The 26,850-nt window shown below is 68.5% G+C and carries 23 protein-coding genes; 17 read left to right on the top strand and 6 right to left on the bottom strand.

From position 1 onward, the window contains the following. Nucleotides 1-189 precede the first annotated feature (189 nt). From ACIRG5_RS23615 to yicI, 10 genes are all read left to right on the top strand, one after another. Complete coding sequence (locus ACIRG5_RS23615; protein WP_402907971.1) at nucleotides 190-3,264, top strand: RHS repeat-associated core domain-containing protein; 3,075 nt, start codon at nucleotides 190-192, stop codon at nucleotides 3,262-3,264. Nucleotides 3,265-3,280: 16 nt separating this feature from the next. After that, nucleotides 3,281-3,460, top strand: coding sequence for a hypothetical protein (locus ACIRG5_RS23610; protein ID WP_402907969.1), 180 nt, complete (start codon nucleotides 3,281-3,283; stop codon nucleotides 3,458-3,460). Nucleotides 3,461-3,628: 168 nt separating this feature from the next. After that, nucleotides 3,629-4,573 (top strand): RNA polymerase sigma-70 factor, encoded by a 945-nt coding sequence (locus tag ACIRG5_RS23605; protein WP_402907967.1) that lies wholly within the window; start codon nucleotides 3,629-3,631, stop codon nucleotides 4,571-4,573. An 82-nt stretch (nucleotides 4,574-4,655) separates the two neighbouring features. Then, the gene (locus tag ACIRG5_RS23600; RefSeq protein WP_402907966.1) at nucleotides 4,656-5,840 is read left to right on the top strand and encodes an NAD(P)/FAD-dependent oxidoreductase; all 1,185 of its coding nucleotides are present in this window, start codon (nucleotides 4,656-4,658) and stop codon (nucleotides 5,838-5,840) included. Nucleotides 5,841-5,871: 31 nt separating this feature from the next. Continuing rightward, a complete protein-coding gene (locus ACIRG5_RS23595) occupies nucleotides 5,872-6,714 on the top strand; it encodes an NAD(P)H-binding protein (protein ID WP_402907964.1) in 843 nt (280 codons plus the stop codon). A gap of 40 nt (nucleotides 6,715-6,754) precedes the next feature. Next, the gene (locus ACIRG5_RS23590; RefSeq protein WP_402907962.1) at nucleotides 6,755-7,573 is read left to right on the top strand and encodes an alpha/beta fold hydrolase; all 819 of its coding nucleotides are present in this window, start codon (nucleotides 6,755-6,757) and stop codon (nucleotides 7,571-7,573) included. 317 nt (nucleotides 7,574-7,890) lie between these two features. Further along, nucleotides 7,891-8,451 (top strand): snapalysin family zinc-dependent metalloprotease, encoded by a 561-nt coding sequence (locus ACIRG5_RS23585; RefSeq protein WP_402907960.1) that lies wholly within the window; start codon nucleotides 7,891-7,893, stop codon nucleotides 8,449-8,451. 283 nt (nucleotides 8,452-8,734) lie between these two features. Beyond that, a complete protein-coding gene (locus ACIRG5_RS23580) occupies nucleotides 8,735-9,595 on the top strand; it encodes a DUF4082 domain-containing protein (RefSeq protein WP_402907958.1) in 861 nt (286 codons plus the stop codon). A gap of 84 nt (nucleotides 9,596-9,679) precedes the next feature. After that, nucleotides 9,680-9,913, top strand: a complete 234-nt coding sequence (locus ACIRG5_RS23575; RefSeq protein WP_402907956.1) for a hypothetical protein — start codon at nucleotides 9,680-9,682, stop codon at nucleotides 9,911-9,913. A 10-nt stretch (nucleotides 9,914-9,923) separates the two neighbouring features. Continuing rightward, nucleotides 9,924-12,149: an alpha-xylosidase gene (yicI, locus tag ACIRG5_RS23570; protein WP_402907954.1), complete on the top strand. Its 2,226-nt coding sequence runs from the start codon at nucleotides 9,924-9,926 to the stop codon at nucleotides 12,147-12,149. A gap of 47 nt (nucleotides 12,150-12,196) precedes the next feature. On the opposite strand, the gene ACIRG5_RS23565 is transcribed toward yicI, so the two are convergent. The 3 genes from ACIRG5_RS23565 to ACIRG5_RS23555 all read right to left on the bottom strand — a co-directional run bounded on the left by ACIRG5_RS23565 (nucleotide 12,197) and on the right by ACIRG5_RS23555 (nucleotide 14,957). Next, complete coding sequence (locus ACIRG5_RS23565; RefSeq protein ID WP_402907953.1) at nucleotides 12,197-13,033, bottom strand: SGNH/GDSL hydrolase family protein; 837 nt, start codon at nucleotides 13,031-13,033, stop codon at nucleotides 12,197-12,199. Nucleotides 13,034-13,132: 99 nt separating this feature from the next. Beyond that, nucleotides 13,133-13,942 carry a rhamnogalacturonan acetylesterase gene (locus ACIRG5_RS23560; protein WP_402907951.1) on the bottom strand — a complete coding sequence of 270 codons (810 nt, stop codon included), beginning with the start codon at nucleotides 13,940-13,942 and terminating at the stop codon, nucleotides 13,133-13,135. A gap of 40 nt (nucleotides 13,943-13,982) precedes the next feature. Then, complete coding sequence (locus ACIRG5_RS23555) at nucleotides 13,983-14,957, bottom strand: pectinesterase family protein (protein WP_402907949.1); 975 nt, start codon at nucleotides 14,955-14,957, stop codon at nucleotides 13,983-13,985. 152 nt (nucleotides 14,958-15,109) lie between these two features. Here ACIRG5_RS23555 and ACIRG5_RS23550 point away from each other — a divergent pair, with 152 nt between their 5' ends. Beyond that, complete coding sequence (locus ACIRG5_RS23550; protein WP_402907947.1) at nucleotides 15,110-18,127, top strand: glycoside hydrolase family 2 TIM barrel-domain containing protein; 3,018 nt, start codon at nucleotides 15,110-15,112, stop codon at nucleotides 18,125-18,127. A 200-nt stretch (nucleotides 18,128-18,327) separates the two neighbouring features. Here the strand turns inward: ACIRG5_RS23550 and ACIRG5_RS23545 are convergent, their stop codons facing one another. Further along, nucleotides 18,328-18,921, bottom strand: a complete 594-nt coding sequence (locus ACIRG5_RS23545) for a hypothetical protein (protein WP_402907945.1) — start codon at nucleotides 18,919-18,921, stop codon at nucleotides 18,328-18,330. Nucleotides 18,922-19,043: 122 nt separating this feature from the next. Here ACIRG5_RS23545 and ACIRG5_RS23540 point away from each other — a divergent pair, with 122 nt between their 5' ends. From ACIRG5_RS23540 to ACIRG5_RS23520, 5 genes are all read left to right on the top strand, one after another. Continuing rightward, on the top strand, nucleotides 19,044-19,544 hold the full coding sequence (locus tag ACIRG5_RS23540) for a SigE family RNA polymerase sigma factor (RefSeq protein ID WP_402907943.1): 501 nt from the start codon (nucleotides 19,044-19,046) through the stop codon (nucleotides 19,542-19,544). Then, entirely contained in the window at nucleotides 19,544-20,605 is a 1,062-nt protein-coding gene (locus ACIRG5_RS23535; RefSeq protein ID WP_402907941.1) for a hypothetical protein, read from the top strand. Before ACIRG5_RS23540 ends, ACIRG5_RS23535 begins: the two co-directional genes overlap by 1 nt. Nucleotides 20,606-21,231: 626 nt before the next feature. Continuing rightward, a complete protein-coding gene (locus ACIRG5_RS23530; RefSeq protein WP_402907939.1) occupies nucleotides 21,232-22,560 on the top strand; it encodes a TrkH family potassium uptake protein in 1,329 nt (442 codons plus the stop codon). Then, nucleotides 22,550-23,212, top strand: a complete 663-nt coding sequence (locus ACIRG5_RS23525) for a potassium channel family protein (protein ID WP_402907938.1) — start codon at nucleotides 22,550-22,552, stop codon at nucleotides 23,210-23,212. Before ACIRG5_RS23530 ends, ACIRG5_RS23525 begins: the two co-directional genes overlap by 11 nt. An 83-nt stretch (nucleotides 23,213-23,295) precedes the next feature. Continuing rightward, the gene (locus ACIRG5_RS23520; protein ID WP_402907936.1) at nucleotides 23,296-24,066 is read left to right on the top strand and encodes an SAM-dependent methyltransferase; all 771 of its coding nucleotides are present in this window, start codon (nucleotides 23,296-23,298) and stop codon (nucleotides 24,064-24,066) included. Here ACIRG5_RS23520 and ACIRG5_RS23515 read toward each other — a convergent pair. Together ACIRG5_RS23515 and ACIRG5_RS23510 are read right to left on the bottom strand one after the other, a co-directional pair. Beyond that, nucleotides 23,991-24,959 (bottom strand): aldo/keto reductase, encoded by a 969-nt coding sequence (locus tag ACIRG5_RS23515; RefSeq protein WP_402907934.1) that lies wholly within the window; start codon nucleotides 24,957-24,959, stop codon nucleotides 23,991-23,993. The genes ACIRG5_RS23520 and ACIRG5_RS23515 overlap by 76 nt on opposite strands. Next, nucleotides 24,959-25,876 carry an NAD-dependent epimerase/dehydratase family protein gene (locus tag ACIRG5_RS23510; protein ID WP_402907932.1) on the bottom strand — a complete coding sequence of 306 codons (918 nt, stop codon included), beginning with the start codon at nucleotides 25,874-25,876 and terminating at the stop codon, nucleotides 24,959-24,961. The genes ACIRG5_RS23515 and ACIRG5_RS23510 overlap by 1 nt, the downstream gene beginning before the upstream one ends. 79 nt (nucleotides 25,877-25,955) lie before the next feature. Here ACIRG5_RS23510 and ACIRG5_RS23505 point away from each other — a divergent pair, with 79 nt between their 5' ends. Beyond that, nucleotides 25,956-26,849 carry a LysR family transcriptional regulator gene (locus tag ACIRG5_RS23505; RefSeq protein WP_402908180.1) on the top strand — a complete coding sequence of 298 codons (894 nt, stop codon included), beginning with the start codon at nucleotides 25,956-25,958 and terminating at the stop codon, nucleotides 26,847-26,849. Nucleotide 26,850: the final 1 nt, after the last annotated feature.

The raw sequence follows: 26,850 nt of genomic DNA, 5'->3' as shown, positions 1-26,850 counted from the left end.
CGGCTGTCTGGTCCGTCCCGCACGACTGGGCCGTTCGAGTGGTTCGTGTTTTGCGTCGTGCGGACGGGGAAGTCAATCTTCGCATCAAGATCGCCGAGGCCATTGGGGGACTCGGTGGTTCTGCCGGGCACTGGGGGTGCCTGGTGTGAATTGGGGGATTCGATGAGACGCCACGTCTTACGTGGATCAATGCTGTCCTTGTTCGCCGCCACGGCATTGCTCGCCGGCGGCGTCGTTCCGATGGTGTCTGCGGACGCGCCACGGGAATGGGTTCCGTCCGCGGACGTCAACCGCACCGCGGTCGGAGGCCCGCCGCCCGCACGTTCGGCGGGGGAGCTCGGGCCCAGGACGCTCACCTGCACGTCGTTCGACCAGCCGGGATCCCTGCCGTCGTACCCGATGGAACGGCACCGGATCAGTGACCGGATCGAGCTCGCGGTCAACCTCTCCAGCGGCAACCTCATGGTCACCGCGCGCGACCTGACGCTGAAGGGCACCGGACTCGACCTGTCCGTGAGCCACGTCTACAACAGCCAGGACTGGGCGCGGAACTCGTTCGGCAACTGGCAGCTCAACAGCGGGCCCGCCGTCCGGCTCGTCGGGTGGAACGGCAGCATGGAGTTGTACGGCCCCAACGGTTACTGCGTGTCGTTCACCGAACGGTCCGACGGCACCTTCGCCGACGCGCCGGGACTGGGCGCCACGCTGGAGAAGATCGAGGGCGACAAGTACAACCTCGCCTTCCGCGACTCCAAGGAGACCTGGACGTTCAACGCGGACGGCTGGCTCCTCTCCCAGTCCGACCGCAACGGGCACAGCAACTCCATGCGGTACACGACTGACGGTGAGATCGCGTCGATCGTCGACTCGCAGGGCCGGGTGACGACCTTCGCGAGCGACGAGACCGGCGAGGTCAAGTCCATCACCGACCCGTCCGGGTTCACGTTCGGCGGGTTCGCCTACGACACCGACCAGCGGTTGAGCCGGTTCGCGGGCCGTGACGGCAAGCCGGTCTCCATGACCTACGACGAGGACGGCAACCTCACCTCGATCACCGACGCGCGCACCGGCAAGTACACGGTGACGTGGAAGAACTCCGTGGTCGAGTCGCTGACCGTGCCCATCGCGGGTGGCACAGCGACCACGAAGTACGACTTCGACCTCAGCGCACGCAAGACCACCGTCACCGACGCGAACGAGCACAGTTCCGTGCACGAGTTCGACAGCGAGGGCAGGCAGACCAAGGCGACCGACGCGCTCGGGCACTCGCAGTCGGCGACCTGGACGGCCAACAGCGACGTCAACTCGGCGACCAACGCACTGTCGCACTCCACGACCTACCAGTACGACACGCTGAACAACCTCATCGGCACGTCGCTGCCGACCGGTGCCAAGAACGTGGTCGGCTACACCGACGCGCAGAACCCGCACCTGCCCACCCAGGTCACCACGTCGTCGGGCGACCAGATCACCTCCGAGTACGACTCCAGCGGCAACGTGACGAAGGTGCGTTCGGTGGGGTTCAACGCCGACGTGCAGAAATTCAGTTACCGCAGCGGTTTCGGCAACCTGCTCGACTCCCGCACCGATGGCAAGGGCGCCACCACGAAGTACGAGTACGACCGCGTCGGCAACCTGACCGCCGTCGTGCCTCCCGCACCCGCCAAGCCGACCAGGTACGGCTACGACTCGCTGTCGCGCCTCACCAGCGTCACCGACGGCAACGGCGTGAAGATCGACTACGGCTACGACCAGATGGACCGCGTCATCACGATCAAGCGCGGCACCACCACGTTGCAGGCGAACACCTTCGACGCCAACGGAAACCTGACCGGTACGCAGACGTCGAACGCCACCCGGACGCTCGAGTACGACCCGTCCAACAGGCTGACCAAGGTCACGCGTGGCGGTGAGGTCGTGTCGTACACCTACGACAAGATCGGCAACCTCCGCACGCTCACCACCCCGACGGGTACCGCCACCTACAACTACGACGCGGCTAGCAGGCTCACGTCGCTGAGCGATTCCTACGGCGGCACAACGGGTTTCGGCTACGACGACGCGGACCGGCGCACCACGACGACGTTCCCGGGTGGCGCGGTGCAGACCACCGGCTACGACAACTCCGGTCGCTGGAAGTCGATCAGCGTCGCCAAGCAGGGCAACCCCGCGGTGATCACGGCGAGCTACCGCTACACCAAGACCGACGGCACGGACACCGACAAGATCCAGTCGAAGACGATCAAAGGCGTCACCACCGACTACACCTACGACGCTCTGGGACGCCTGACCCGCGCGGGCGGCGACTACGGCCTGGACCTCGCCGCCAACCTGCTCAGCGGTGAGGGACGCACCTACCAGGTCAACGCCGCGGACCAGTACACGAAGATCAACGACACCTCCGTGGTGTTCGACGGCGCCGGCAACTACGCGTCGACGACCAACCCGGACTCGAGCTTCACCTTCAGCCCCACCAACCAGGTGCTCACCGGCAACCTCGGTGCGACGAAGGTGCTGGACTTCAAGTTCGACACGGCGGACCAGACCCAGCCGGGCACGATCACCGAGTCCGGCACGGGTTTCCAGACCACGCACGCGTTCACCAGGACGGCGGTCGGGGTAACCGAGACCGTGGACAACGGCAAGCGGTCCAGCTACACCCGTGATCCGGACGGTCTGCTGGTCGGGCTGAAGGACGCGGCGGGGGCCAGGTTCGGTGCCGTCACCGACCAGCAGGGCAGTGTCCTCGGGCTGGTCGACTCGTCGGGCAACCTCGCCGCCGAATACAGCTACGCCCCGTACGGCGCGGTCACCGCGACCGGCACGGCGGCCGCATCCAACCCGTTCCGCTACCTCGGGGCGTACCAGCTGCAGCGCGGTCACTACCTGCTGGGCTATCGCGTGTACGACAGCGCATACGCCCGTTTCCGCTCCCCGGACCCCACGGGCCAGGAAGCGAATGCCTACAACTACGCGCAGGGTGACCCGATCAACAAGAGCGACCCCACCGGTGCCTACGGGTGGGCCGACTTCGCGGGTGACGCCGTGGGTGGTCTGTTCGGACTGGCCGTCGGCGTGTCGTTCGGAACGGCGATCTCGCCCTACGTCAGCCCGGTCGGCGGCGCCATCGGTGGTGTGGCCGCCGGTGGGTGCGTCAAGGAGACCGTGTCCAACGTCGTGACCAACTCGATCAACGGCCAGACCACCGGGCTGGCCGAGTCCGCGGGCGCGTGCGCCGGTGGTGCGGTGCTCGGCGCGCTCTGAAACGCAGGGGAGAACGATGAATCGCAGAACGGCGTGGTTGGCCGGCGTGGCAGTGCTCGCACTGGTCCTGCTGGGTGTTCTGCTGCCCAGCCTGCGAGCGGGTGAGTTCACCCTCAGCATCCCGACGCTGATCACGGTCGCGGTGGCGGCCGTCATCGCCGGCACCGTGCTGAGCGTCGGAACGCGCAGGCAGTAGAGGAACCTCGGGGGTGGGCGGCACGCCCACCCCCGAGGTCTACATCGGACTGTCAGCTGGACGGGAGGCCTCGGCCGGCGTCACCAGATCCCTGTACGTCGTCGATCCCGACGTCGTGAGCACGCTCGACTCGGCCGCCCACGACCGTCGGATGGTAAAAATGGGATCATGCTGGTCGGCGCGCATGAGGTCCAGGTGTTCGAGACGGCCAGGGCGCGGTTGGAGGCGATCGCCTACCGCCTGCTCGGGTCGGCCAACGATGCCGAGGACGCGGTGCAGGACACGTTCCTGCGCTGGCAGTCCGCCGACAGGACGCTCATCGAGACGCATGAGGCGTGGCTGACGAAGGTGCTCACCAACATCTGCCTGAACCGGCTCACTTCGGCGCGGGCCAGGCGGGAGACCTATGTGGGCCAGTGGCTTCCTGAGCCGGTCTTCGCCGGGGACCGGATGCTTGGCCCGTCGGACACCGTCGAGCAGCGTGAATCGGTCTCGATCGCGATGCTCACGCTGATGGAGCGCCTCTCAGCGAAGGAGCGCGTGGTGTACGTGCTGCGCGAGGCGTTCGGATACTCGCACGGCGAGATCGCCGAGGTGCTCGACCTCACCGAGTCGAACTGTCAGCAGGTCTACCGGCGCGCCAAGCAGCACCTGACCGCCGACCGGCCCAGGGTGGAGGTCGACGCGACGGCGGCTCGCAGGATCGTCGAGGAGTTCCTCGCCGCGGCACTCAGCGGCAAGACCGAGTCGCTGGTGAGGATGCTGACCGACGACGCGATCAGCGCCGGCGACGGCGGCGGCGTGGTCCTGTCGGCGCCTCGGCCGATCACCGGTGCCCTGCGGGTGGCGAGGTTCCTCCGCACGCTGTTCAAGCCCAGCGAGGCCAAGTGGGAGATGATCGGCGGTCGCCCCGACCTGTTCGCCGCGGTCGCCAACGGCGTACCCGCGCTGGTGATGGTGGTCGGTGACCGGGTCGCCGGAGTCTTCTCGCTGGACGTGACCGCGGACGGCATCGCGGCGGTCCACGCCCAGGCGAACCCGGGCAAGCTCGACCGCGCGACGCGCCAGTGGGCCGCGTCCGGACATGGGGAGCCGCTCGCCGGAGACTGGTGACGCAGGTCACTCCTCGCTGCTGTCAGGTTTCGCGCCGCTGCCCGGTTCAGGAAGCGAACACCGACCGGACAGGAGCAGAACCATGAAGCACCGCATCGTCGTTCTCGGGGCTGGATACGCCGGAGCCAACGCCGCCGGGCGCCTGGCCAAGCGGCTGCACCCCACCGACACCGAGATCACCCTCGTCAACGCCGACCCCGAGTTCGTCGAGCGCATCCGCCTGCACCAGCTCGCGGCCGGCCAGGACCTGTTGCCCCGCGCACTGACCGATGTCTTCGCGGGCACGGGTGTGCACGTGCGGCTGGCGCGGGTCACCGCCGTCGACGCCGAACGCAGGATCGTCGGCGTCGTCGAGGCCGGCGGTCCTGGGGAGATCTCCTACGACACGCTCGTCTACGCACTCGGCAGCACCGCCGGCGACTGCGGCGTACCCGGCGTCGCCGAGCACGCCCACAACATCGCCGGCAAGCAGGCCGCGCTGCGGTTGCGCGCGTCTCTGGCCGACCTCGCAGAGGGCGGCACCGTGCTCGTCGTCGGTGGCGGCCTCACCGGCATCGAGGCCGTCACCGAGATCGCCGAGGCCCGGCCGGACCTCGAGGTCTCACTCGCCGCCCGCGGTGGCCTCGGCGACTGGCTGGGGGAGAAGGCCCAGGGCCATCTCCGCAGGGCGTTCGACCGGCTCCGCATCACCCTGCACGAGCACACCGACATCGCGAGCGTCGAGCCGACCGGCGTGGTCACCGCCGACGGCCGCGCGGTCCCGGCCCAGGTGACCGTCTGGACGGCCGGCTTCGCCGTCCATCCCGTCGCCGCGGCCACGACCTTGCAGGTGTCCGCGACGGGACAGATCGTCGTCGACGACACGATGCGGTCGGTGTCGCACCCGGACGTCTACGCCGTCGGCGATGCCGCGCTCGCTCCGGGCGCGAGCGGCTCGCCATTGCGGATGTCCTGCGCCTCGGGAGTTCCCACGGCCTACCTGGCGGCCGACGCCATCGCAGCGCGCCTGACCGGACGCCAGATCCCCCCGAACAAGATCGGCTACAACGCCCAGTGCTTCAGCCTCGGCCGCCGCGACGCCATCCTGCAGTGGGTGACCCCGGACGATCAGCCCAAACCGTCCGCGATCACCGGCAAGATGGCCGTACGCCTCAAGGAACTGATCTGCAAGGCCGCCGCCTGGAGCATCTCCCACCAGACGACGATGTTCCCAGCCCGTCGCCGCCACGCCATCCCGGCAGAAGAGGCCCTCGCGATCGCCGCGTGACATCCCACCACCGCAAGGAGGAACGACCGTCATGATGTTGATCACTGGCGCCGGTGGCGTCGTGGGACGTCAGGTGATGAACCTGCTCCTGCGCGAAGGCACCGCCGTCACCGCGGTCACTCGCGGCCTCGGCAAGCCCCTGTCTCCCGGCAACGCGAAAGTCGTCAGCGGCGACCTGTTTCGTCCACAGTGGATCGAGTCGGCGCTGCGAGGAGTCGAAGCGGTTCAGATCAGCCCGCGCGCCACCGGCCCCGGCCTCGCCGAGCTGCTGAAGCTGGCCGTCGAGCAGGGCGTCCAGCGCGTGGTGCTGCTGTCGGCCACCACCGTGGAGTACCCGGCAGGGGAAGCCCGTTTCGCCGCCCAGTTCAAGTCAGCCGAGGATCTCGTCACCAGCTCCGGTCTGAAGTGGACGATCCTGCGCCTGGCCGACTTCGCGGCCAACGCGCTGGCATGGGCGCCACAGATCATGGCAGGGGATGTGGTGCGCGGCGCGTACGGCAAAGCCGTCACCTCCCCGATCCACGAAACAGACATCGCCGCGGTCGCCGTGGAAGCCCTTCGCGGCAACACCCCAACGGAGTCGGTGTACACACTGACCGGTCCGCAGTCCCTGGACCAGCACGAGAAGGTGCGGCTCATCGGCGCCGCCGTCGACCGGACACTGTCCTTCCAGGAGCTCCCAGCCGAGCAGGTACGGCACGGCATGCTCGCGCAGGGACTACCCGAGGAGGTCCCTTCCCGCCTGCTCGGCTCACTGGCCGACTACAGCGAACGCCCCGGCCCCACGACCCGCACCGTGGAGGACCTCCTGGGCCGTCCCGCGCTCACCTTCGCCGACTGGGCGCACGACAACGCGTCTGCCTTCAGTCCCTGATCACCGCAACGACCTGCGCGGCCAGTGCTTTGATGGGATCATGGCTCTCTCCCAGCGGTTCCAATGGCGCGGTCGTACCGTCGGCTGGGACGTCCGCGGTCAAGGCCCAGCGGTGGTGTTGTGTCATGGCACGCCGTGGTCGTCGCGCTTGTGGGAGCCGTATGCGCACGCCTTGAGCAGCGAGTTCACCGTCTATCTGTGGGACATGCCGGGATACGGCACATCCTCGAAACAGGCTGACCATCCGGTCGACCTCGCCGTCCAGGGTGAACTGTTCGCCGACCTGCTCGCACATTGGGAGCTTCGCGAACCACACGTCGTGGCTCACGACTACGGCGGAGCGGTCTCCCTGCGCGCGCACCTGTTGCACAGGGCCATGTACAGGTCGCTCGCGCTGGTGGACGTCGTCGCGTTGCGGCCGTGGGGCTCGGATTTCTTCCGGCTGGTCACAGCCAACGCCGACACGTTCGCTGAGCTACCGCCGGCGGTGCACCGCGGTGCGCTGGAGGCGTACATCCGTGGAGCCAGCTACCGCGGCCTGACCGACGAGCAGCTGGCGACGCTGACCGAGCCGTGGCTGACCGCCGAGGGACAGGCCGCGTTCTACCGCCAGATCGCCCAGGCCGACGAACGGTTCACCGACGAGTTCCACGACCTGCTGCCGACGATCACCGTGCCGACCCACGTCATCTGGGGCGACCGTGACACGTGGATCCCGCCGGATCGCGGCCGCCGGCTCGTGGACCTCATCCCGGGCGCTGACCTGGAGATCATCGAGAACGCCGGGCACCTCGTGCAGTACGACGCACCGGTGGAGCTGGCCGTCGCACTGCACCGATGGCTCAGCAGGACAGGCTGAGCCATCACCTGAAGTCAGTGCTGAACCGCTATATGTCCCACCACAACCGTCGTCGGCCACACCGAGCACGCGACCTCACTCCACCACGACCTGATTACCCGCTTGTAGAGCCGGGTTGTGTTTGACGCACCGTGACGACCGTTCGCCCCGTTTCCGCGTCTTTCACCGCATTCGTCCGAATAACAGACAACGTCAACCGTCAAGAGCGCTGAACCGCTTCACGCCAATGGCGGGCGAGTGGGCGCGACGACCTTCCTTACGTTGGGTGGCGGAACCCCGAGGTTCCATTCTTCGCACCCTGCAAGCGAGGAGAACCCATGTTCAGGAAAGTCGTCCTGTCCGTCGCGCTCGCCGCGGCCACGACCGTCGTCGCCCCCCTGACCGGCCAGGCGTCGGCCACCGAGGCTCCGATCACCGCGGCGGCGGTCACCGTCTACTACGACACCAGCAGCGCACCCACGTTCGCGAGCGCCATCCGGCAGGGCGCGGCGAACTGGAACGCGCGAGTGAGCAACGTGAAACTGGTGGAGAACCGCAGCGCGGCCTCCCTGCGCTACCGCGAGGGCAATGACCCGCGCGGTTCGTACGCCTCCACCAACGGCCACGGCAGCGGCACCATTTTCATCGATTACACGCAGGCGCGGCAGTACTACGTCACCCGTATCACCGCTCATGAGACCGGGCACGCCCTCGGCCTGCCCGACCACTACAGCGGACCGTGCTCGGAACTGATGTCGGGCGGCGGTCCGGGCACGTCGTGCACCGTCGCCTCGCCGAACGCCACCGAGGCATCCCGGGTGAACTCCCTGTGGGCCAACGGGTTCGCCGGCACCTACGAGTGGAAGGTGATCTACGAGCAGGTCCCCGTCCACTCCTGATCGCGCATGACCGCGAGGCCTGGGTCCCCCGTGGACCCGGGCCTCGTCCCCGTACGTCGTCGGCCGGCAATGCCCGGAGCGGCTCCCGTCACCCCGGCCAAGGCCGCGTGACGCGCCGCCGGCTGTGGAGCCTTGCGGTGTAACAGGATCGGGCCGTCTGGTCTTGGGTCGTGCGGCTGCTTGGCGGGAATTCGGTTGTGCGCGTAGCGCGGAGTCGGTGTGCGGCGATGCGGGGGAAGGGGGCAGGAAGTCTGCCTGGGTTCCGAGGCCTTGGGGAGAGCGGATGCGTCGCTTGTCGAGGTGGATGGCTGTTCTCGCGACAGTCAGCCTGGCCGTGTTCGGCGCGCCGGCGGCGATGGCCTCGAACGCGCCGTGGCACGTGGTCTACTCGCCATCGGTGGGTGCGAGTGCCGAAGTGGGCGAACCTGTTCTGATCACCGGGTACTCCTACGTAGGGGAGGGGACCCCGGCCCACGGCGTCGAGTTGACCTTCGATGACGGCGTGAGCTGGGCCGAGGCAGACCTTCACAGCAACGGCTCGTGGCGCTACCTGTTCACGCCCGTCCAGTCCGGCGACGTCGCCTTCCGCATGCGAGGCTGGTACAACGGCGAACTCGGCGACATCAGTCCACCGCGCACGTTCCACGTCGGCACGCCCGGCTCTCTCGCGCCGATCAGCTGCCCGTGCACCTTCCGCGAGTCCGAGTTCCCGCACGACGACATCGACCCGGTTTCGGTGGAGCTGGGTGTGCGGTTCGCGGTCGACCGGCCCGGCCGGCTGAACGGGGTCACGTTCCGCCGAGGGCCGTACCAGGGCCCGGTGACGATCCGAGTCTGGGGACCAGGCGGCACGCTGCTGCACGAGCACGTCGAGCCATCAGCGACAACCAGCTACACGTCTGCGGCGATCACCCCTCCGGTGCAGGCACAGCCAGGCGCCGACTACGTCGTCTCGTACTACACGCCCGAAGGCGGCTACCAGGCAAGCGAGGACTTCTACACCGGCACCCTGTTCCACGCGCCGTACATCGTGCGCGCCGACGCGGGCGTCTATCGCTACGGCGAAGGCGGCGGGTTCCCGACCGACACGTGGCACCACAGCAACTACACGATCTACCCGTCTTTCGTGTCCCAGCAAGGATGATCGATCCGCTGGCACGCGGGTCGTCCTGACCGGGGCGCGTCCGGCTCTTCCCGGCACTGGCCCGCTGACCGTCACGGGCACACGGTGGACGTGCTGTTGTTCAGCGTGATGTTGCGGAACGTCGTGTTGGTGCCACAGGGATTCTCCCGGATCGATGAGTTGGTGCTGCCGCTCAGCACGGCCTCCGCGCCGAACGAGCGATCGCCGCAGGCCAGGACCTTTGGGCAGGGAATTCAGGGGTTCCTCGCCGGGAACGTTATCGCTAATCTCCTCGAAGGAAACATAATCGAAGCGTTTCGATTCGAATTCGAGTGGTGAAAGCGGTCGAATGAAGTTCAGCAACGGGTACTGGCTCCTGCGCGACGGTGTGCAGGCGGCTCATCCGGTCGAGGTCCACGACATCACCCAGGCGGCAGGGGAGTTGGTGGTCCACGCGCCGACGCGCCCGATCCGCCGCCGGGGTGACCTGTTGCAGGGCCCGGTGGCGACGGTGCGGTTCTCCTCGCCGATGCCGGACGTGATCGGCGTGAGCCTGACGCACTTCGAGGGCGGGCGGCCCAGGCACCCGGAGTTCGTCATCGCCGGGACGCACTCCCGCGTGCACCTCGCCGAGGAGTCCCTCACCGCCGGCGCGCTGGAGGTGAGGGTGAGCCGTGACTGGCAGGTCGAGTTCGTCGCGGACGGCAACGTGCTGACCTCCAGTTCCGCCAAGGGCATGGGTTTCATGACCGTGGACGGCAGGCACCACGTCCGCGACCGGCTTGGACTCGGCGTCGGTGAGGTGGTGTACGGCCTCGGTGAACGCTTCGGTCCGTTGGTCCGCAACGGTCAGGTGGTGGACATCTGGAACGCCGACGGTGGCACCAGCAGTGAGCAGGCCTACAAGAACGTGCCGTTCTACCTGACCAACGCGGGCTACGGCGTGTTCGTCAACGATCCGGGGCACGTGTCGTTCGAGGTCGGCTCGGAGAAGGTGTCCTGCGTGCAGTTCAGCGTCGGGGGACAGACGCTGGAGTACTTCGTGATCTACGGCCCGAGCCCCAAGGAGATCCTGCGCAAGTACACCGCGCTGACCGGCAAGCCGGCGATGCCGCCGTTGTGGTCGTTCGGTCTGTGGCTGTCCACGTCCTTCACGACGTCGTACGACGAGAAGACGGTCTCCGGCTTCATCGACGGCATGATCGAGCGCGACCTGCCGCTGAGCGTGTTCCACTTCGACTGCTTCTGGATGCGCGAGTACCACTGGTGCGACTTCGAATGGGACCCGCGCATGTTCCCCGACCCCGAGGGGATGTTGGGGCGGCTGAAATCCAAGGACCTGCGGATCTCCGTGTGGATCAATCCCTATGTGGCACAACGTTCTCCGCTGTTCGCTGAAGGTCTCGAAGGCGGCTATCTGTTGCGCCGGACGAACGGTGACGTGTGGCAGTGGGATCTGTGGCAACCGGGCATGGCGCTGGTGGACTTCACCAACCCGGCCGCCCGCGAGTGGTACGCGGCCAAGCTGGAAGCCCTGCTGGACCAGGGCGTGGACTGCTTCAAGACCGACTTCGGCGAGCGGATTCCCACCGACGTCGTGTACTTCGACGGCTCCGATCCCGAGCGGATGCACAACTACTACTCCTACCTCTACAACAAGACGGTCTTCGACGTGTTGCGAAAGCGGCGCGGCGACGGCGAGGCCGTGGTGTTCGCCCGTGCCGCCACCGCCGGCTCGCAGCAGTTCCCGGTGCACTGGGGCGGTGACTGCGAGTCGACCTACGAGGCCATGGCCGAGAGCCTGCGCGGTGGGCTTTCCCTGGGACTGTCCGGTTTCGGGTACTGGAGCCACGACATCGGCGGTTTCGAGGGCACCCCGGACCCCGCCTTGTTCAAACGGTGGATCGCCTTCGGCCTGCTGTCCTCGCACAGCCGCCTGCACGGCAGCTCGTCGTACCGGGTGCCGTGGCTGTTCGACGAGGAGTCCGTCGACGTGCTGCGGGTCTTCGCGAAGCTCAAGGCACGGCTGATGCCGTACCTGCACCACGCGGCGCTGCAGGCCGCCACCGAGGGAACGCCGATGATGCGGGCGATGGTGCTGGAGTTCCCGGACGATCCGGCGTGCACCCATCTCGAACGGCAGTACATGCTCGGCGACAGCCTGCTGGTGGCGCCGGTGTTCTCCGACGGCGGCGAGGTGTCGTTCTACGTGCCGGACGGCGTCTGGACCGACTTCTTCACCGGCGAACCGGTGGACGGCGGCAGGTGGACAACGATGTCGTGCGACTTCCTCACGGTGCCGTTGCTGGTGCGGCCGAACACCGTCCTGCCGTTGGGGGCCGTCGACGACCGCCCGGACTACGACTACGCCGAGGGCGTCACGTTGCGGATCCACCATCTCGACGACGGTGCCTCGATCACGACCGAGGTCGCCGGTTCCACGTTCCGCACGCGCCGCGACGGCAACCGGATCGACGTCCGGGTCGAGTCGCCGCCGGCGGCGTGGCAGGTCCAGTTCCCGGGCGGGGAACCGATTGCGGGCGACGGAGGCGCACTCACCGTCGAGGACCGGTGAGCGGTGGGTGGTCCGGCCGCCGCGGCGACCGGACCACCCACCCCTTCTCATTTGAGGTAGCTGGAAAGGGGAATCCGTTGGTCACGCAGTGCCTTCGCGACGACGCCGGCGATCTGCCTGGCCCCGGCCGCCTCGAAGTGGGTGTGGTCGTTGCAGAAGAACGCGCCGACCGGGCCCTGGGTGTAGTCGCCGTTGTTGGGGCACAGCTTGAGCGTGTTGTAGAGCGTGTAGCTCAGCTTGTGCAGGTCGATGACGGTCGCCCCGGCGGCCCGGCCCGCGTCGGACGTCTCGGTGAGGAAGCCGCGGGTGCCGACGGCCGCGCTGCCGCTGCACCTGATCGCCGAGACGGGCGTCAGGAAGATCGGGGTGACGCCCCGGTCCTTGGCGGCCTTGGCCATCAGGGCGAGGAGTTCCTTGTACCGTGCGGAACCCACGTGGCGGGGGCAGTTGCCGTCACCGTCGTTGATCCCGAACTGGATCATCAGGTAGTCGCCGGCCTTCATCCCGTTGGCGGGATCCAGCATGGTCAGCCAGCGCTGGTGGAACGTCCGCGGGCTCACCACGCACTCGCCGGCGGAGTCCTTGGTGCTCTTCACGTTGGACTCGTACAGCCAGGTCTGGATGCTCCGGCCGGCCACCGCGCTGTTCACCACGGTGACGTCGCCGGTGAACAGCGGGTCGAACTGGCTGCCCCAGCCCACGGGGCAGCTGGACTGCGGGTTGGACATCGTCGAATCGCCGGCGAGCCAGACCTTCACGCTCGCGGCGGCGGTGGACGACTCGGTGGCGGGGGCGCAGTCGGGCTGATCCGCCGAGGCAGGACTGGCATTGGCGATGAAAGGGAGGACGGCCAGCGCCACCAGTGACAGAAAACGTTTCCGCACAATAGTCTCCAGACGGCAGGATTGTCTGATGTGGACGGCAGGGAGGAATGACCTCGACAGGTCGGCCGCGGTCGCGACGAGAAGGCCGTCCCGACGCCCTCAGGCCGCGGTTCTCGGCCAGACGATCGCGCCGGGCGGGACCGCGCCGGTGAGCTGCCGGAACGAGCCGGATGGCAGTGTTCCCCGGTCGCGCAGCGCGGTGGCGACGAGCCGGGCGACCTCGATCGCGCCGGTCGCCTGGAAGTGCGTGTTGTCCTCTGCACCGTCGGGATAGTTGGGGTGCTGCCCGGCCTTGAGGTGCAGGAAGTACTTCTTCGTGCCCTCGACGCCTGCGCGGTTGAACAGCGTCGTGCTGGCCGCGGTGAGGTCCACCAGCGGCACGCCCTTGGCTGCCGCCAGCTGGCGCATCGCCGCCGGGTACGCGCCGTGGGTCGGGGAGATGGTGCCCGCGCCGGTGAAGCGGCGACGTTCGACGGACGTGACCAGGACCGGCTTCGCGCCCTTGGCCCGGCTCTTGTCGACGTACTGCGAGAGATAGGACTTGTAGGTCGTCGACGGTTCGGTGTAGCGCGCCGGATCCTCCTCCTTCTCGTCGTTGTGGCCGAACGAGATCAGAAGAACGTCGCCGCGCTGGAGCTGGGCCAGGACGCTGTCGAGGCGGCCCTGGTCAGCGAAGCTCTTGGAGCTGGCTCCGGACAGGGCGGCGTTCACCGCCACGGCGCTGGAGGTGAGGAACACCGGCAACGCCTGTCCCCACCCGGTTCGGGGGGCCAGTGCGGACACGTAGGTCGACGCGGTGGAGTCCCCGGCGACGAAGACGCGGACGGGGGTCGCCGCCGACGCGCTCGTCCCCGTGGCGGCCAGCGCGGCCACGAGGACGCCGACGAAAGTCGTGTGTTTCAGGTGCACAGGCGGTCTCCCTTGTGGGCCAGGGCGAAGGAGGACACTCTCACCGCGGGTTCCAGCCGTCGGTGCCCGCGAGGTACTTCTGCGGGGTGTGGTCACCGGCCAGTGAGTCCGGCAGCTGGGGCCGGTTCGAGTTCTGGGTGGCGCCTGGGCCGGTGTTGCGGTACTCGGAGAACCGGGCCTTCTTCCACGAGTTGTCGCTCATGTCGATCCACGGCTGGGAGTTCCTGAGCGTGGCGGTGAGAGTGGACTCGCGGTAGAGGACCTGGCCGTCGGGACGCCACGGCCTGCCCAGCTGGGTGGTGTCGCCGGTCGTGCCGGTGATCGTGCAGCGGTAGAAGAGCAGGCCGTACTTCTTGGCGGCCGGAGTGCTGGCGGCCGTGATCGGGCCGCCGACGGTGCGCTTCTCGTGCACGGTGGTGCGCTCGAAGACCATGGTGCCGCCGCCGAAGACGAAGTCGACGGTGCCTTCGACGTACGAGTCGGCCATGTAGGCGCGGGTCTTCTCGTTGACCAGGAACGTGTCCTGGTCGCCGAGCAGGCGGACGTCGCGGAACACGGCGCGGTCGGCGTTGAGATGCAGCGCCACCGCCTGGTTCCCCTCGGTGCCGGGCTTCTCGGCGTAGTCGTTGGAAATGGTGAGGTTCGTGGCGGCGAAGTCGCGGCCGTCGACGAACATGCTGGCGCTGTTGAACGTGCTGCTGTTGCTCGCGCTGTTGTTGAACACGAGCACGGTCTGTGCGGGCGTGGACCCCAGTCCCTGCAACGTGATGGCTGTTCTGTTCGACGGCACCCGCACGATCTCGCGGTAGGTGCCCGCCTTGATCGTGATGGTGGTCCGCGCGGAGCTGTCGGCCGGCGCCGCGTTGATCGCGGCCTGCACGGTCCGGTACTGGGCGCTGCCATCGGCCGCCACCGTCAGCGTGGCCGCGGGCCCGGCGGAGGCAGGGGCCGCCGCACCGGTGCTCACCAGCGCGGCGACGGCCAAGGCGGCGGTACCCGCCACTCTCGGATTCATCGTTCCTCTTCTCCCGCCTCTTGCGCAGGGGATGGGTAAGCGCTTTCCTGGAGTGGTCGAGTATGGCGTTCCGGAGCGCGAAAATCGCTACAGGGTGGTGGGTTTTGGCTATTCGACGGTCGAATCGATGGTCGAACGGGTTCTGGGCACCCGTGCTCGGCCTCGTGGTCGTGGCCGGTCTGTGCGCCGCCCACCCGGTGGCACGAGCCGAGCAGGTTCGACCGGCTGGAAGATCTGTCGACTTCACCGGAGGGTGGCAGTTCGCGCTGGTCAACACCAATGGTGAGGACGCGCCGCAACCCGGTGAACACGATCCGGCGTGGCGGGAGACGCGGTTGCCGCACGACTGGAGCATCGGGCTCGACCCGGTGGAAGGTCCGCACACGGGCGCTGGGACAGGCTTTCTGCCCGGCGGACTCGGCTGGTACCGCAAAGCGTTCACGCTGCCGTCTCGATTGGCCGGCAAGAAGGTGTCGATCGAATTCGACGGCGTCTACATGGACTCCGAGGTGTATCTCAACGGCGTGTTGCTCGGCCGCCATCCCTATGGCTACACCGGTTTCGCCTACGACCTCGACGCGCGCACCGACGGCTCACCGAACGTGCTCGCGGTGAAGGTGCGCAATCAGGTGCCCAGCAGCCGCTGGTACTCCGGCAGCGGCATCTACCGCGACGTCCGGCTGGTCGTGACCGAGCCCGCGCACGTCACGCGCCACGGCGTGCAGGTGACGACGCCCGAACTGGCGACCACGATCAAGTCCGGCTTCGCCACGATGCGCGTGGCGACGACCGCCGTCGGCGAGAGCGGAACCCAGGCGGAGGTCGTCTCGACGGTCAGGGACCCGCGCGGCCGGATCGTCGGCAGGGGAACGGCTCGTGCGGCACTGGCCGCGGAACCGAGCACGACCACCACGGACATCAGGATCGCCGGACCGGCCCTGTGGTCGGTGGACCGGCCGAATCTGTACACGGTGGACAGCGAGGTCCGGGTGCACGGCAGGGTCGTGGACACCGTCAGCACCCGCACGGGCATCCGGTACTTCGCGTTCGATCCGGACAACGGCTTCTCGCTCAACGGCGTGGAGACGAAGCTCAAGGGTGTCAACCTCCACCACGACCTCGGCGCGCTCGGCTCGGCGGTCTCGTCCGACGCGGTCGTCCGCCAGTTGCGGATCATGAAGAGCATGGGCGTGAACGCCGTGCGCACCTCCCACAACCCGCCCTCGCCGCAGTTCATCAGGGCGTGCGAGGAACTGGGCATCCTCCTGCAGGTCGAGGCGTTCGACACCTGGCGGTCGCCGAAGGTGAAGTACGACTACGGCCGGTTCTTCGACGCCAACAGCAGCGCCGACCTCCGCGAGATGGTGCACGCGGCCAAGAACTCGCCGTCGGTGGTGATGTGGTCGATCGGCAACGAGATCCCCGACTCGAGCTCGGCCGCGGGCCCGCCGATCGCCCGGCGGCTCATCGACGACGTGCGCTCCGTCGACACCACCCGCCCGATCGTCATGGGCTCCGACCGGTACCGCCGTGTCCCCGCGATCGGCTCACCGCAGGACCAGATCCTGCGGATGCTCGACGGACTGGGCCTGAACTACAACAACGCGTCCTCGATCGACGAGTTGCACGCCCGGTACCCCGACAAGTTCTTCTTCGAGGCCGAGTCGTCGTCCTCCACGTCGACGCGCGGCCATTACCAGGATCCGGACCAGCTCAACACCGGTGAGAACCACACACCGGGCAGACGCAACACGTCTTCCTACGACAACAACCTGGAGACCTGGACCTACAGCGGCGAGTACGGCCTCAAGAAGGACCGCGACCGGAAGTGGTTCGCCGGCCAGTTCCTGTGGACCGGCATCGACTACATCGGCGAGCCCACGCCCTACAACGTGTTCCCGGTGAAGTCGTCGTTCTTCGGCGCGGTCGACACCGCCGGGTTCCAGAAGGACTTCTACCACCTGTTCCGCAGTCAGTGGAGCAGTGAACCGATGGTGCACCTGCTGCCGATGGACTGGACAGGCCACCAACCCGGTGAAGTGGTGTCGGTGTGGGCGTACAGCAACGCGGACACCGTCGAGCTGTACCTCGACGGCAAGTCGTTGGGGGAGCGGAAGTTCGACGAGAAGACCACGGTCTCCGGCTCGAAGTACCTGGAGACCACCGAGGCGACCGGGGACGACAAGAACGTCGTCACAGGCCCCTATCCCGGCAGTTACACCAGCCCCAACGGCAGCGCGGGCAAGCTGCACCTGACGTGGTCGGTGCCGTTCCAGCCCGGCCGGCTCGTCGCGGTCGCCAGGCGCGGTGGCGTGGAGGTGGCGCGAGACGAGGTCCGCACGGCGGGCGAACCGCACGCGATCAGGCTGACACCGGACCGCAGGGTGACGAAGGCCGACGACAGGTCGCTCGCGTTCGTCACGGCCGAGGTCGTCGACCGCGCGGGTGTGGTCGTGCCGCACGCGGACGACCTGATCTCGTTCCAGGTCAGGGGTGGTGGCCTCGCGGGACTGGACAACGGCCGGCAGGAGAGCGCGGAGAACTACCAGGCGAGCTCGCGCACCGCGTTCAACGGCAAAGCGCTGGCGATCGTCCGATCCGGACAGACGTCGCCCGTGATCACGGTGACAGCGCGCGCTCCCGGCCTGCGCACCGCGACCACCCTGATCGCGGCGGCCGGCGGCAGGCCAGGCCCGCTGCGGGCCACCGCCGATCCCGCACCGGTACCGGCGCCCGCACCGGAGGCGGACGCGAGCTACTCGGGTGCCGTCGACACGATCCCGGCCGCGATGCTGGACGGGGACGCCTCGACGTACTGGTCGAACTACTACCTCAAGCGCGCCACCGGTCTGCTGCCCGCGGTGAGCCGGGCGCACGCGACGGACTGGGTGTCGCTGCCCGTTCCCGAGGGCGGTCCGGCGGGCTCGGTGCAGGTCTCGTTCCGCACCGACGCGTCACACGCCCTGCCTGCGTCGATCGCGGTGTCCTACTGGAACGGCCGGGCGTTCGTGCCGGTGCGTGACGCGAAGGTCGAATGGCCCGCCGGCAGACCCGCGAGCATCACCTTCACCCCGGTGCGCAGCGACCGCATCCGCCTGGACCTCACCAGCTCCGCACCGGGAACCGCGCAAGGCTTCCTGGCCGTGTCGGAAGCAACGGTCGGACGTTAGGAGCGTCATGTTCCGCATGGCCTTTGGCTTTCGCGGTCCTGCTCGGTCTCGTCGTCACACCCCGGGCCTCCGCGGCCGCGCTCGTACAGCGACAAGGTCGAGTCGTACTCGCTGCAGAACGTCGGGCACAACCTGATGGCATCGGGATGGCGTTGCGCGCCATCCAGTTCTTCGGCCTGGACAGCGATAGCGCGCGGCGGTCAGGCCGTGTTCCCGCGTTCCGCGGCTCCTGCTGGACAGCACCGTCCTGCGGGTGACCGTGACCTCTCCTGTGGACTTGGGAGGGTGATGCTCGTATCGAGCCCGTCGTTCCGCCGCGGCGCGATCTCGTCACCCCTGTTCTTCGGCGTGGCCACCGCGGAGAGCTCGACCGACGGCAGTTCACGGGTGATCCTGCCGAGCGTCCGGGCGCTGGTGGACTCGACCAGCAGCGGGATGTCCGGCGTGTGGTCGTCGTCGTAGCCCAGGTCGATCAGGCCGGTCACGTCGAACAGCTTGCGATCCAGTGTGCCCGCCCGGATCAGCGGCTCGGCGACCGATGGGATCACCGTGACGCCCCTGGCGCTGACCGACTTGATGAACCGCACCGGCCCGAGCCGGGCGGCAGGCTGGATCTTCGCGTCCCAGGAGCCGTCCTTCCTGGTCACGGTCACCTTGTCGCCGGTGATCAGCGTGACCGTCCTGGGCGCCTCGGCCGGCGCGGGTGTGGGTTGTCGTGCGGCTGCCGGTGAGACGACCACACCGGTGGCCAGCACGGCGAAGACCGCCGCATGGATGAAACCGCGTTTGCGCACAGATCGCCCCTTGTGACGTCGGCTGGTGTTTCCCCCGTACCTCTATGACTCGTTGAGCGGATCAACCTGTTTATTCGGGAAGCCGGTAAACGGTTCGCCGTCGACGTGAGTCTTCAAGAGTGATGGCTGACTACGACGACTTCGCCCGAGCGCAACTACCGCGGTTGCTGCGGTACGCGACGATGCTCACCGGCGACCGGGAGCAGGCGGCTGATCTGGTGCAGGACGTGCTGGTCAAGGTGTACCGGCACTGGTCCCGGATCAGCGGCGCGGATCACCCCGACCGGTACGTGCTGCGGATGGTGACCAATGGCTACCTGTCCTGGCGACATAGCCGGTCTGCGCGTGTGATCGCGTCGGGTGACCTGCCCGACGAGGCACGCGCGGACGATTTCGCGTCGGACCACGCCGCGCGCGAGGACATGTGGCAGCGCTTGGCGCGGCTGCCCAAGCGCCAGCGGGCTGTGGTGGTGCTGCGGTACTACGAGCAGCTCCCGGATCCCGAGATCGCCGGGCTGCTCGGCTGCGCCCAGGCCACCGTCCGGGCACACGCCCACAAGGCATTGGCAGCACTGCGAAACGGCTTGGCCATCGAGCAGATGGCGGAAGCCAGGGAGACGTGATGAACATCGAGAACCTGATCAAGGACACCTTCGCGGCGCGCGAACACGACGCGCCCGACAGCGACGCGGTGCTTGCCGCGGCGCGCCAACGCATCGACAGCAGGCGCTCCGGGCTGAGCCTGCCGCTCGCGGTCGCCGCCGGGGCGACCGTGCTGACCCTCGGCGCGGCCACCGCCGTCGTGCTGAACCGGCCGGATCCCGCGGAGCAATCCCAGATCATCGCCACCGCCAACGGGCCTCAAGACAGCCAGACCCCCACGCCTACCGGACAGGCCGTGGCGGGTCTGCAGATGCCCTACTCCCTCGGCTGGCTCCCGCCGGGCTCGGTGGCCTACCGGTCGCGCCGGATCAACATCGGGGCCAGCGCGGCCAACCCGGCCGCGCCCCTGTTCGGCGGTGAGTACATGCTGACCGTCACGGCAGACGGCCAGGTCCTGGAGGTCGACGTCCAGCAGTTCCGGATGGTGTCGGTGGACGAGGCGATGTTCAAGTCGGGCCCTGGCAGGTCCGTGACGATCAACGGGCAGCGCGGGGTCGAGAGTGCGGTGTCCACCGGGCCAGGTGGTTACGAGCTGTACGTGGCGCACCCCGACGGCGGTTCGATGTACGTGAACGTGTCCGCCGAGCACGGCGGCGAAGCACCCGCGCAACAACTCGTCGACGCCGGCCGCCGGATCGCGGAGAACATCCGCTTCCCTGGCACGACGACCGTGACCCCGGCGTACGGCCTGCGGGACCTGCCCGACGGGATGCGGATCTGCGCCTTCGAGGTCGCACAGAGCCCGGACCGGCCCCCCGCAGGGCCGGGGATCAACACGAGCTACTCGCTGGGCACGTGCACCGTCCAGCCGTCGATCTTCGTCAGCACCGCTGTCGTCGGCAGCCCGCCCGAAACACCGGGACAACCCGTGCAGGGCCACGAGACTCGCTATGTCGACGAGAACGGCTACCACCGGTTGTGGATCCTCGACGCGGTCGAGGGAGCCCCGATCGTCATCGCTGGCCGGGTACCGCAGGAAGACCTGTACGACATCGCCAACCGGCTCGTCCTGCCGCACTGACCGCGGCTCGAACGGGGTCGAGCCAGAACCTGTTGCCACACTGGGGGTACAGGTTCTGGGGTGACTGGGACGTGGTTGCGGCGACGTCGTGCACAGGGCCGGTGTTGTCGTCTGGCGATCGTTGGCAGTGGCCGTCGCGGGTTCTGACGACGACACCGGCTCGGCCGCGTTGTGAAGGATGGGCCGTCGTGCTCGGGTGTCTCGGCGCCGCACGGCCATCGCGGTGACTTCCGACCACGTCTTCCAGTTCTTCCCGAAGACCGCATCGGTGGCCACGCCCTCAGCCCGCTGCATCGCGTTCATCAGAAGCGGTCGGTGCCTGCGGCGCCACGACCACACCCAGAGCCAGAAATCGGCCCGTTCCCGTGAACGGCGCAACGCTCGCCAGGCACAGCGCGGGAACGAGTGGTCGAGCAGGAGAACGATGTCCGCCCTGCGCAGCCGGACGTCGAGCACGTCGTAGGAGCCGAGGTCGCGGTCCATGCTCCACCGGTCGGCGGCGAGGGTCGACTTCCCCGCGCCGCCACGGCCGAGGATCACCACGCGATGCACGGCCGCGATGGTGCCAGTGCGGCCACCCGCGGTGCGAACCTGGTTCGTCCGGTGAGGACGGTTAAGCTACGCCGGTGATCAATGGCCGGCGCCACCCTGGCCGCCTCGTCGTGTTGTCGTTCCTGGCCGCGGTCACGGCGGGCACGTCGCTGTTCATGCTTCCGATGGCGACTGAGCCCGGGAAGACGACGCCGTTCATGACGGCGTTCTTCACGGCGGTCTCCGGGCTCACCGGCGCCGGCCTCGCCGTGGTCGACACGGGGACGCACTGGTCGACGTTCGGCGAGGTCCTGCTGCTGGTGCTGGCCCAGATCGGCGGCATCGGGATCATGACGCTGGCGTCGCTGCTGGCCATGATGGTGTCGAACCACATCGGCCTGCAGCTGCAGCTCACCGTCCGGACCGAGACGAACACCCTGAACCTCGGCCACGTCCGCCGGGTCGCGCTGGGGGTCGTCGTGATCAGCCTGGTGGTCGAGGCGATCGGCGCGGTGGCGCTGGGCCTGCGGTTCTGGCTCGGGTACGGCTTCTCGCCGGGACAGGCGTTCTACTCGGGCGTGTTCCACTCGGTGTCGGCGTTCAACAGCGTCGGCCTGTCGCTCTACCCGGACAACCTGATGAGGTTCGCGACCGATCCGTGGGTGTCGCTGACGGTCGTGGCGGTGGCGGTGACCGGCGGACTGGGCTTCCCGGTGCTGTTCGAGGTGCTGCGCGGGCGTCGGCGCAAGCGCTGGTCGCTGCACACCCGCATCACCGTTCCGGTGTACCTGTCGCTGATCGCGTTCGGTGTGCTGATGTTCCTCGTCGTCGAGTGGACCCGCGCGGACACGCTCGGTCCGTACGGGTTCTGGGAGAAGCTGCTGATCGGCTTCTTCCACGGCGCGCAGCCGGGCACCGCGGGCTTCAACACCGTCGACGTCTCCCAGCTCCAGCCCGCCACGCTGCTGGTGAACGACGTGCTGATGTTCATCGGCGGCGGCAGCGCGGGCACGACCGGCGGCATCAAGGTGACGACGTTCGCGCTGCTGGCGTTCGTCCTGCTCGCCGAGGTGCGGGCCGAACCGAGCGTGCACGTGATGGGCCGTCGGCTGGGCAACGACGTGCAGCGCCAGGCCGTCACGGTGGCGTTGATGGGCGTGGCCGCCGTCATGACCGCCACGCTCGTCGTGCTCGCCACGACGTCGTTCCGGCTCGACGCCGTGCTGTTCGAGGCGGCGTCGGCGTTCGGCGGCGTCGGCATGTCGACCGGCATCACCCCGCAGTTGCCCGTGGTGGGTCAGCTGGTGATCATGGCGTTGATGTTCCTGGGCAGGCTCGGCCCGATCACACTGGTGTCCACGCTGGCGCTGCGCGAACGCGGGCGCCGCTACGAACTACCCGAGGAGCGCCCCATTGTCGGATAGGCACGTCAACCGGGTCGTCGTGATCGGCCTCGGCCGGTTCGGCAGCTCCCTGGCACTGGAACTGGTCAGCCACGGCACCGAGGTCATGGCGATCGACCAGGACCCCAAGCTGATCCAGCGCCACGCCGACGACCTCACCCACGCCGTGATCGCCGACAGCACCGACGCCGAGGTGATGCGGCAGCTCGGCGTGGACGAGTTCGAGCTGGCCGTCGTCGGCATCGGCACGAACCTGGAAGCCAGCATCCTGACCACGGCCGTCCTGGCCGACTTCGGCATCAAGACCATCTGGGCCAAGGCGATCAGCCGCGAGCACGGCCGCATCCTGGAACGCATCGGCGCGCACCACGTCGTCCTGCCGGAGTACGAGATGGGCGAACGCGTCGCCCACCTCGTCACCGGCCGCCTGCTCGACTTCATCCAGTTCGAGGACGACTACGCGATCGTCAAGACCCGTGCGCCGAAGGAGACCGTCGGCCACACCTTGGGTGAGAGCGGGTTGCGCAAGAAGTACGGCGTGACCGTGGTCGGCGTGAAGCGTCCCGGCGAAGGATTCACCTACGCCACCGCGGAGACCATGGTGCACGCCGGTGACGTGCTCATCGTGGCGGGCAGGACGTCCGAGGTGGAACGGCTCGCCGATCTGACCTAGGGCCTGTGTCCGGCGGCAGGGGTTGCCACCACCTCCACTGCGAATGCCTGCGCACAAGATCCATATTCTGTTAGACAGCGCTGGTGGACCGACACGAACTCAGCGCCATCGCGCACACCGACCACCCGATATCCGCGCCACTGAGCGACAGCACAGTGGCGCACCTCCTCGACCGGGCCATTCGCGAGCGGGACGATCACCTGCTCGATCTGGGCTGCGGCGACGGCACCTGGTTGCTACGCGCGCTGCAGGCGCACGACGGCGTGACAGCTGTCGGAGTCGACATCTCGGGCGAAGGCTTCGACCACGTCCTGGGCGAGGCCGCCCGGCTCGGTCTGGCCGATCGGCTGGAACTGCGCCGCCAGGACGTCGCCGAGTACCGGTCGACCAGGAAAGCGGACCTGGTGCTCAGCGTGGGCGCCGCCTACGCGTACGGCGGGCTGCTCCCCACGTTGAACGCCGCTCGGGAACACCTCGCCGAAGACGGGATGCTCCTGCTCGGCGACTGCTTCTGGGAGCGCGAACCTGACGCCGCCGTCCGAGCGGAACAGGAGAACGGTCCGCAGAAGTACGCGGATCTCCCGACCACCGTGGCCCAGGTCGTCGCCGACGGATGGACACCGGTCTACGGATACATCAGCACCCTCGCGGAGTGGGACGAGTACGAATGGTGCTGGACCGGCACTCTCGCCAGGTGGGCTCTCGACAATCCCGAACACCCCGGCCACGACCTCGCGCTTCGGACGTCGGCGGCCCACCGCGCCAGTTGGCTGGGCGGCTACCGCGGAGTTCTCGGGTTCGTCGTACTCCTGCTGCGGCGCACACCTCCACCGGCATCGACCGAGGCGTCATGAGAGGACACCCTCCAGCGGGTGAGCAACGCCGCGTCGAGCCGGGCCAGCTCGTCCGCGCTCAGCGTGAGTTCCACGGCCTGGGCCGACGAGGTGATGGACGCCGGACGGCTCGCTCCGGGAATCGGGATCACGGCGGGGGAGCGGGCGAGCAGCCACGCCAGGGAGATCTGCTGCGGGCTCGTGCCGCGCTCGGCCGCGACGGCGTGGAACGCGGTGCCCGCCGAGGCAGGGCCCGGTCCGTCGAGGGAGCTGCGGGAGATGCCGCCGAGCGGGCTCCAGGGCAGGAACGCGAGGCCGAGGTCGGTGCACAGCCGCAGCACGGGCTCGCTGTCGCGGACGGCGGGGGAGTACCTGTTCTGCACGGACGCGAGCCCGTCGCCGAGGATCGCCCGTGCTTCGAGTACTTGGGCCGTGGTCGTGTTGGAGATGCCGGCGGCGCGGATCGTGCCGGCGTCGAGCAGGTCGCGCAAAGCGCCGACGGACTCGGCCCACGGCACCGCGGGATCCGGCTTGTGCAGCTGGTAAAGGCCGATCGCGTCGACGCCCAGGCGCTGGGCGGAGGCTTCGGCGGCCTGCTTGAGGTGCTCCGGGGTGGCGGTGACGGTCCAGCTGCCGTCGCCGGGACGGCCGCGTCCGCCCTTGGTGGCCACCAGAACGTCAGACGTGTCGCCGTAGCGGGCAAGGGCGCGCGCGATCAGCAGTTCGTTGTGGCCCTCCTCGCCGGCGTGCCAGTGGTAGCTGTCGGCGGTGTCGATCAGCGTGACGCCGGCGTCGAGGGCGGCGTGGACGGTGGCGATGGCCCGCGCCTCGTCCGGCCGGTGTTCGATCGACAACGGCATGGCGCCCAGACCGATGGCGCTGACGGAGGTGTTCGCGATGAAGCGGTGGCGCATCAGTTCCCCAGAAGGTCGGTGACGGCGCCAGGCAACCAGTCACGGGTGTGCGAGACGAAAAGGCCCAGTTCCTTCGCGCGGGCGTTGCTCATGGCGTAGTGGCGGTCGAACGAGAACGGCGAGGCCTCCGCACCGGCCGGAACCGTTCGGCAGACAGGCGCACGGTCTACCTGCGCGGCGACCACCGCGACGAGCTCGTGGACGTCGAGCGGGCCGTCGGAACAGGCGTTGACCGGACCGGTGAAGCCGCCGGTGGCCGTCCACCGCAGCACGTCCGCCAGCTCCTCCCAGTGGACGAAGACCGTGGGCAACGCGGTGGCGTGCACCAGGATCTCCTCACCGCGAAGGACGCGTCCGACGTAGTGCGCGAGCCGGCCGGTGAACTCCCTGGCGCCCCCGCCGAGAACATGAGCGCTGCGCACGCTGACGAAGTCGAAGCCGCCGGTGCGCGTGAACACCGCCTCCGCCTGACGCTTGCCCTCGGCGTAGTGCGCCTCCAGGTACCTGTCGTCGTGCCAGGGAAGGTCCAGGGCCACCAGCCAGGTCGACGGGTCCACGAGTTCTTCCCGCACGGGCGTACCGGGAGGCACGGTCAGTGCGGCGGTCGCGGGGTCGTAGACCTCGATCGTGGACGTCATGACGTAGCGCCGGGTGCGGCCGGTGAAGACGCGGGCGGCGATCGCGGCCTGCACCGGGGTGTAGCAGACCTGGTCCACCACGACGTCGAACGTGCGGTCGCCGAGCGCCGCCTTCAGCGCGGACTCGTCGTTGCGGTCGGCGACGAGGTGCTCGACACCGGCGGGTGGCGAGGCAGCGCCGCGGTTGATCACGGTGACCTGGTGGCCCTCCTCGTACAGGCGCTCCACCAGCAGCGTTCCGAAGTACCGGCTTCCGCCGACGACGCAGATCTTGGACATGCCTCCATCGTGGAGACCTGCGATCATCAGCAGAAGTCCCGACCTGCTGTACCGGCATTAAGGAAAACTGTTGATCGACGTGCAACGGCTCCGCGTCCTGCGGGCAGTGGCGGAGCACGGCAGCTTCAACCAGGCGGCCGCCGCGCTCCGTCTCACCCCGTCGGCCGTCTCCCAGCAGGTGGCCGCGCTGGAACGCAGCGTCGGCACCGAGGTCGTCAGCAGGAGCACCCGCGGTGTCACTCTGACCAGAGCCGGCGAGATCATGGTCCGCGCTGCCGAGTCCGTGGCCGCGGAGCTCGAACACGCCCAGCGGCAGGTCGCCCGGCTCAGCACCGGCCGCACGCAGATCACCGTTGCCACGTTCACCAGCGGCGGCAGGGTCCTGTTGCCCGCGGCACTCACCCGGCTCACGACGGTCCACCCCGCCACGGTGGTCCACATCAGGGAGAGCGAGCCCGAGGAGGCTCTGCCGCTGGTCCGCCAGGGCGCCGTGGACCTCGCCCTCGCCTACCACTTCGACGGCCCGCTCCCCACCGGGCCGAACGCCGGTCTGGAGTGGACCCCGCTCCTCGAGGACCCCCTGCACGTCGTTCTGCCCCGAGGACATCGGCTCGCCGGCCGGGACGCGCTCGACCTCGCCGAACTGGCCGCCGAACCGTGGGTGCTCGGCTGCCTGAAGACCGAGGCCTATCTGCGCCGCCACGCCGAGCGCGCGGGCTTCGTTCCGGACGTCCGCGGCACCACCACCGACTACTTCTTCGCCCGCTCACTCGTCGCCGCGGGCATGGGGATCTCGCTGATCCCGTCCATCGCACTCGCCCCGGAGATCCCCGGCCTCTGCGCCATCTCCATCGCGCAGCCGCGGCCGATCCGTCACATCGGTGTCGCCGCGCTGGGCCGCGGCGACCAGCCCTGCGTCACGACCCTCGTCGAGGCGCTCCGCGAACAGGCGATCTCGGCTTCGGCCTGCTGAG

It is taken from the genome of Lentzea sp. NPDC102401 (genome assembly GCF_044765805.1).
Taxonomy (GTDB): domain Bacteria; phylum Actinomycetota; class Actinomycetes; order Mycobacteriales; family Pseudonocardiaceae; genus Lentzea; species Lentzea sokolovensis.
This window is presented reverse-complemented; position numbering and strand designations above follow the sequence as displayed.

What these genes read in the sequence shown, in the direction of transcription:
- ACIRG5_RS23615 (WP_402907971.1), top strand. Translation starts at nt 190, where the DNA reads ATGCTGTCCTTGTTCGCCGCCACGGCATTGCTCGCCGGCGGCGTCGTT.
- ACIRG5_RS23610 (WP_402907969.1), top strand. Translation starts at nt 3,281, where the DNA reads ATGAATCGCAGAACGGCGTGGTTGGCCGGCGTGGCAGTGCTCGCACTG.
- ACIRG5_RS23605 (WP_402907967.1), top strand. Translation starts at nt 3,629, where the DNA reads ATGCTGGTCGGCGCGCATGAGGTCCAGGTGTTCGAGACGGCCAGGGCG.
- ACIRG5_RS23600 (WP_402907966.1), top strand. Translation starts at nt 4,656, where the DNA reads ATGAAGCACCGCATCGTCGTTCTCGGGGCTGGATACGCCGGAGCCAAC.
- ACIRG5_RS23595 (WP_402907964.1), top strand. Translation starts at nt 5,872, where the DNA reads ATGATGTTGATCACTGGCGCCGGTGGCGTCGTGGGACGTCAGGTGATG.
- ACIRG5_RS23590 (WP_402907962.1), top strand. Translation starts at nt 6,755, where the DNA reads ATGGCTCTCTCCCAGCGGTTCCAATGGCGCGGTCGTACCGTCGGCTGG.
- ACIRG5_RS23585 (WP_402907960.1), top strand. Translation starts at nt 7,891, where the DNA reads ATGTTCAGGAAAGTCGTCCTGTCCGTCGCGCTCGCCGCGGCCACGACC.
- ACIRG5_RS23580 (WP_402907958.1), top strand. Translation starts at nt 8,735, where the DNA reads ATGCGTCGCTTGTCGAGGTGGATGGCTGTTCTCGCGACAGTCAGCCTG.
- yicI (WP_402907954.1), top strand. Translation starts at nt 9,924, where the DNA reads ATGAAGTTCAGCAACGGGTACTGGCTCCTGCGCGACGGTGTGCAGGCG.
- ACIRG5_RS23555 (WP_402907949.1), bottom strand. Translation starts at nt 14,957, where the DNA reads ATGAATCCGAGAGTGGCGGGTACCGCCGCCTTGGCCGTCGCCGCGCTG.
- ACIRG5_RS23540 (WP_402907943.1), top strand. Translation starts at nt 19,044, where the DNA reads ATGGCTGACTACGACGACTTCGCCCGAGCGCAACTACCGCGGTTGCTG.
- ACIRG5_RS23535 (WP_402907941.1), top strand. Translation starts at nt 19,544, where the DNA reads ATGAACATCGAGAACCTGATCAAGGACACCTTCGCGGCGCGCGAACAC.
- ACIRG5_RS23515 (WP_402907934.1), bottom strand. Translation starts at nt 24,959, where the DNA reads ATGCGCCACCGCTTCATCGCGAACACCTCCGTCAGCGCCATCGGTCTG.
- ACIRG5_RS23510 (WP_402907932.1), bottom strand. Translation starts at nt 25,876, where the DNA reads ATGTCCAAGATCTGCGTCGTCGGCGGAAGCCGGTACTTCGGAACGCTG.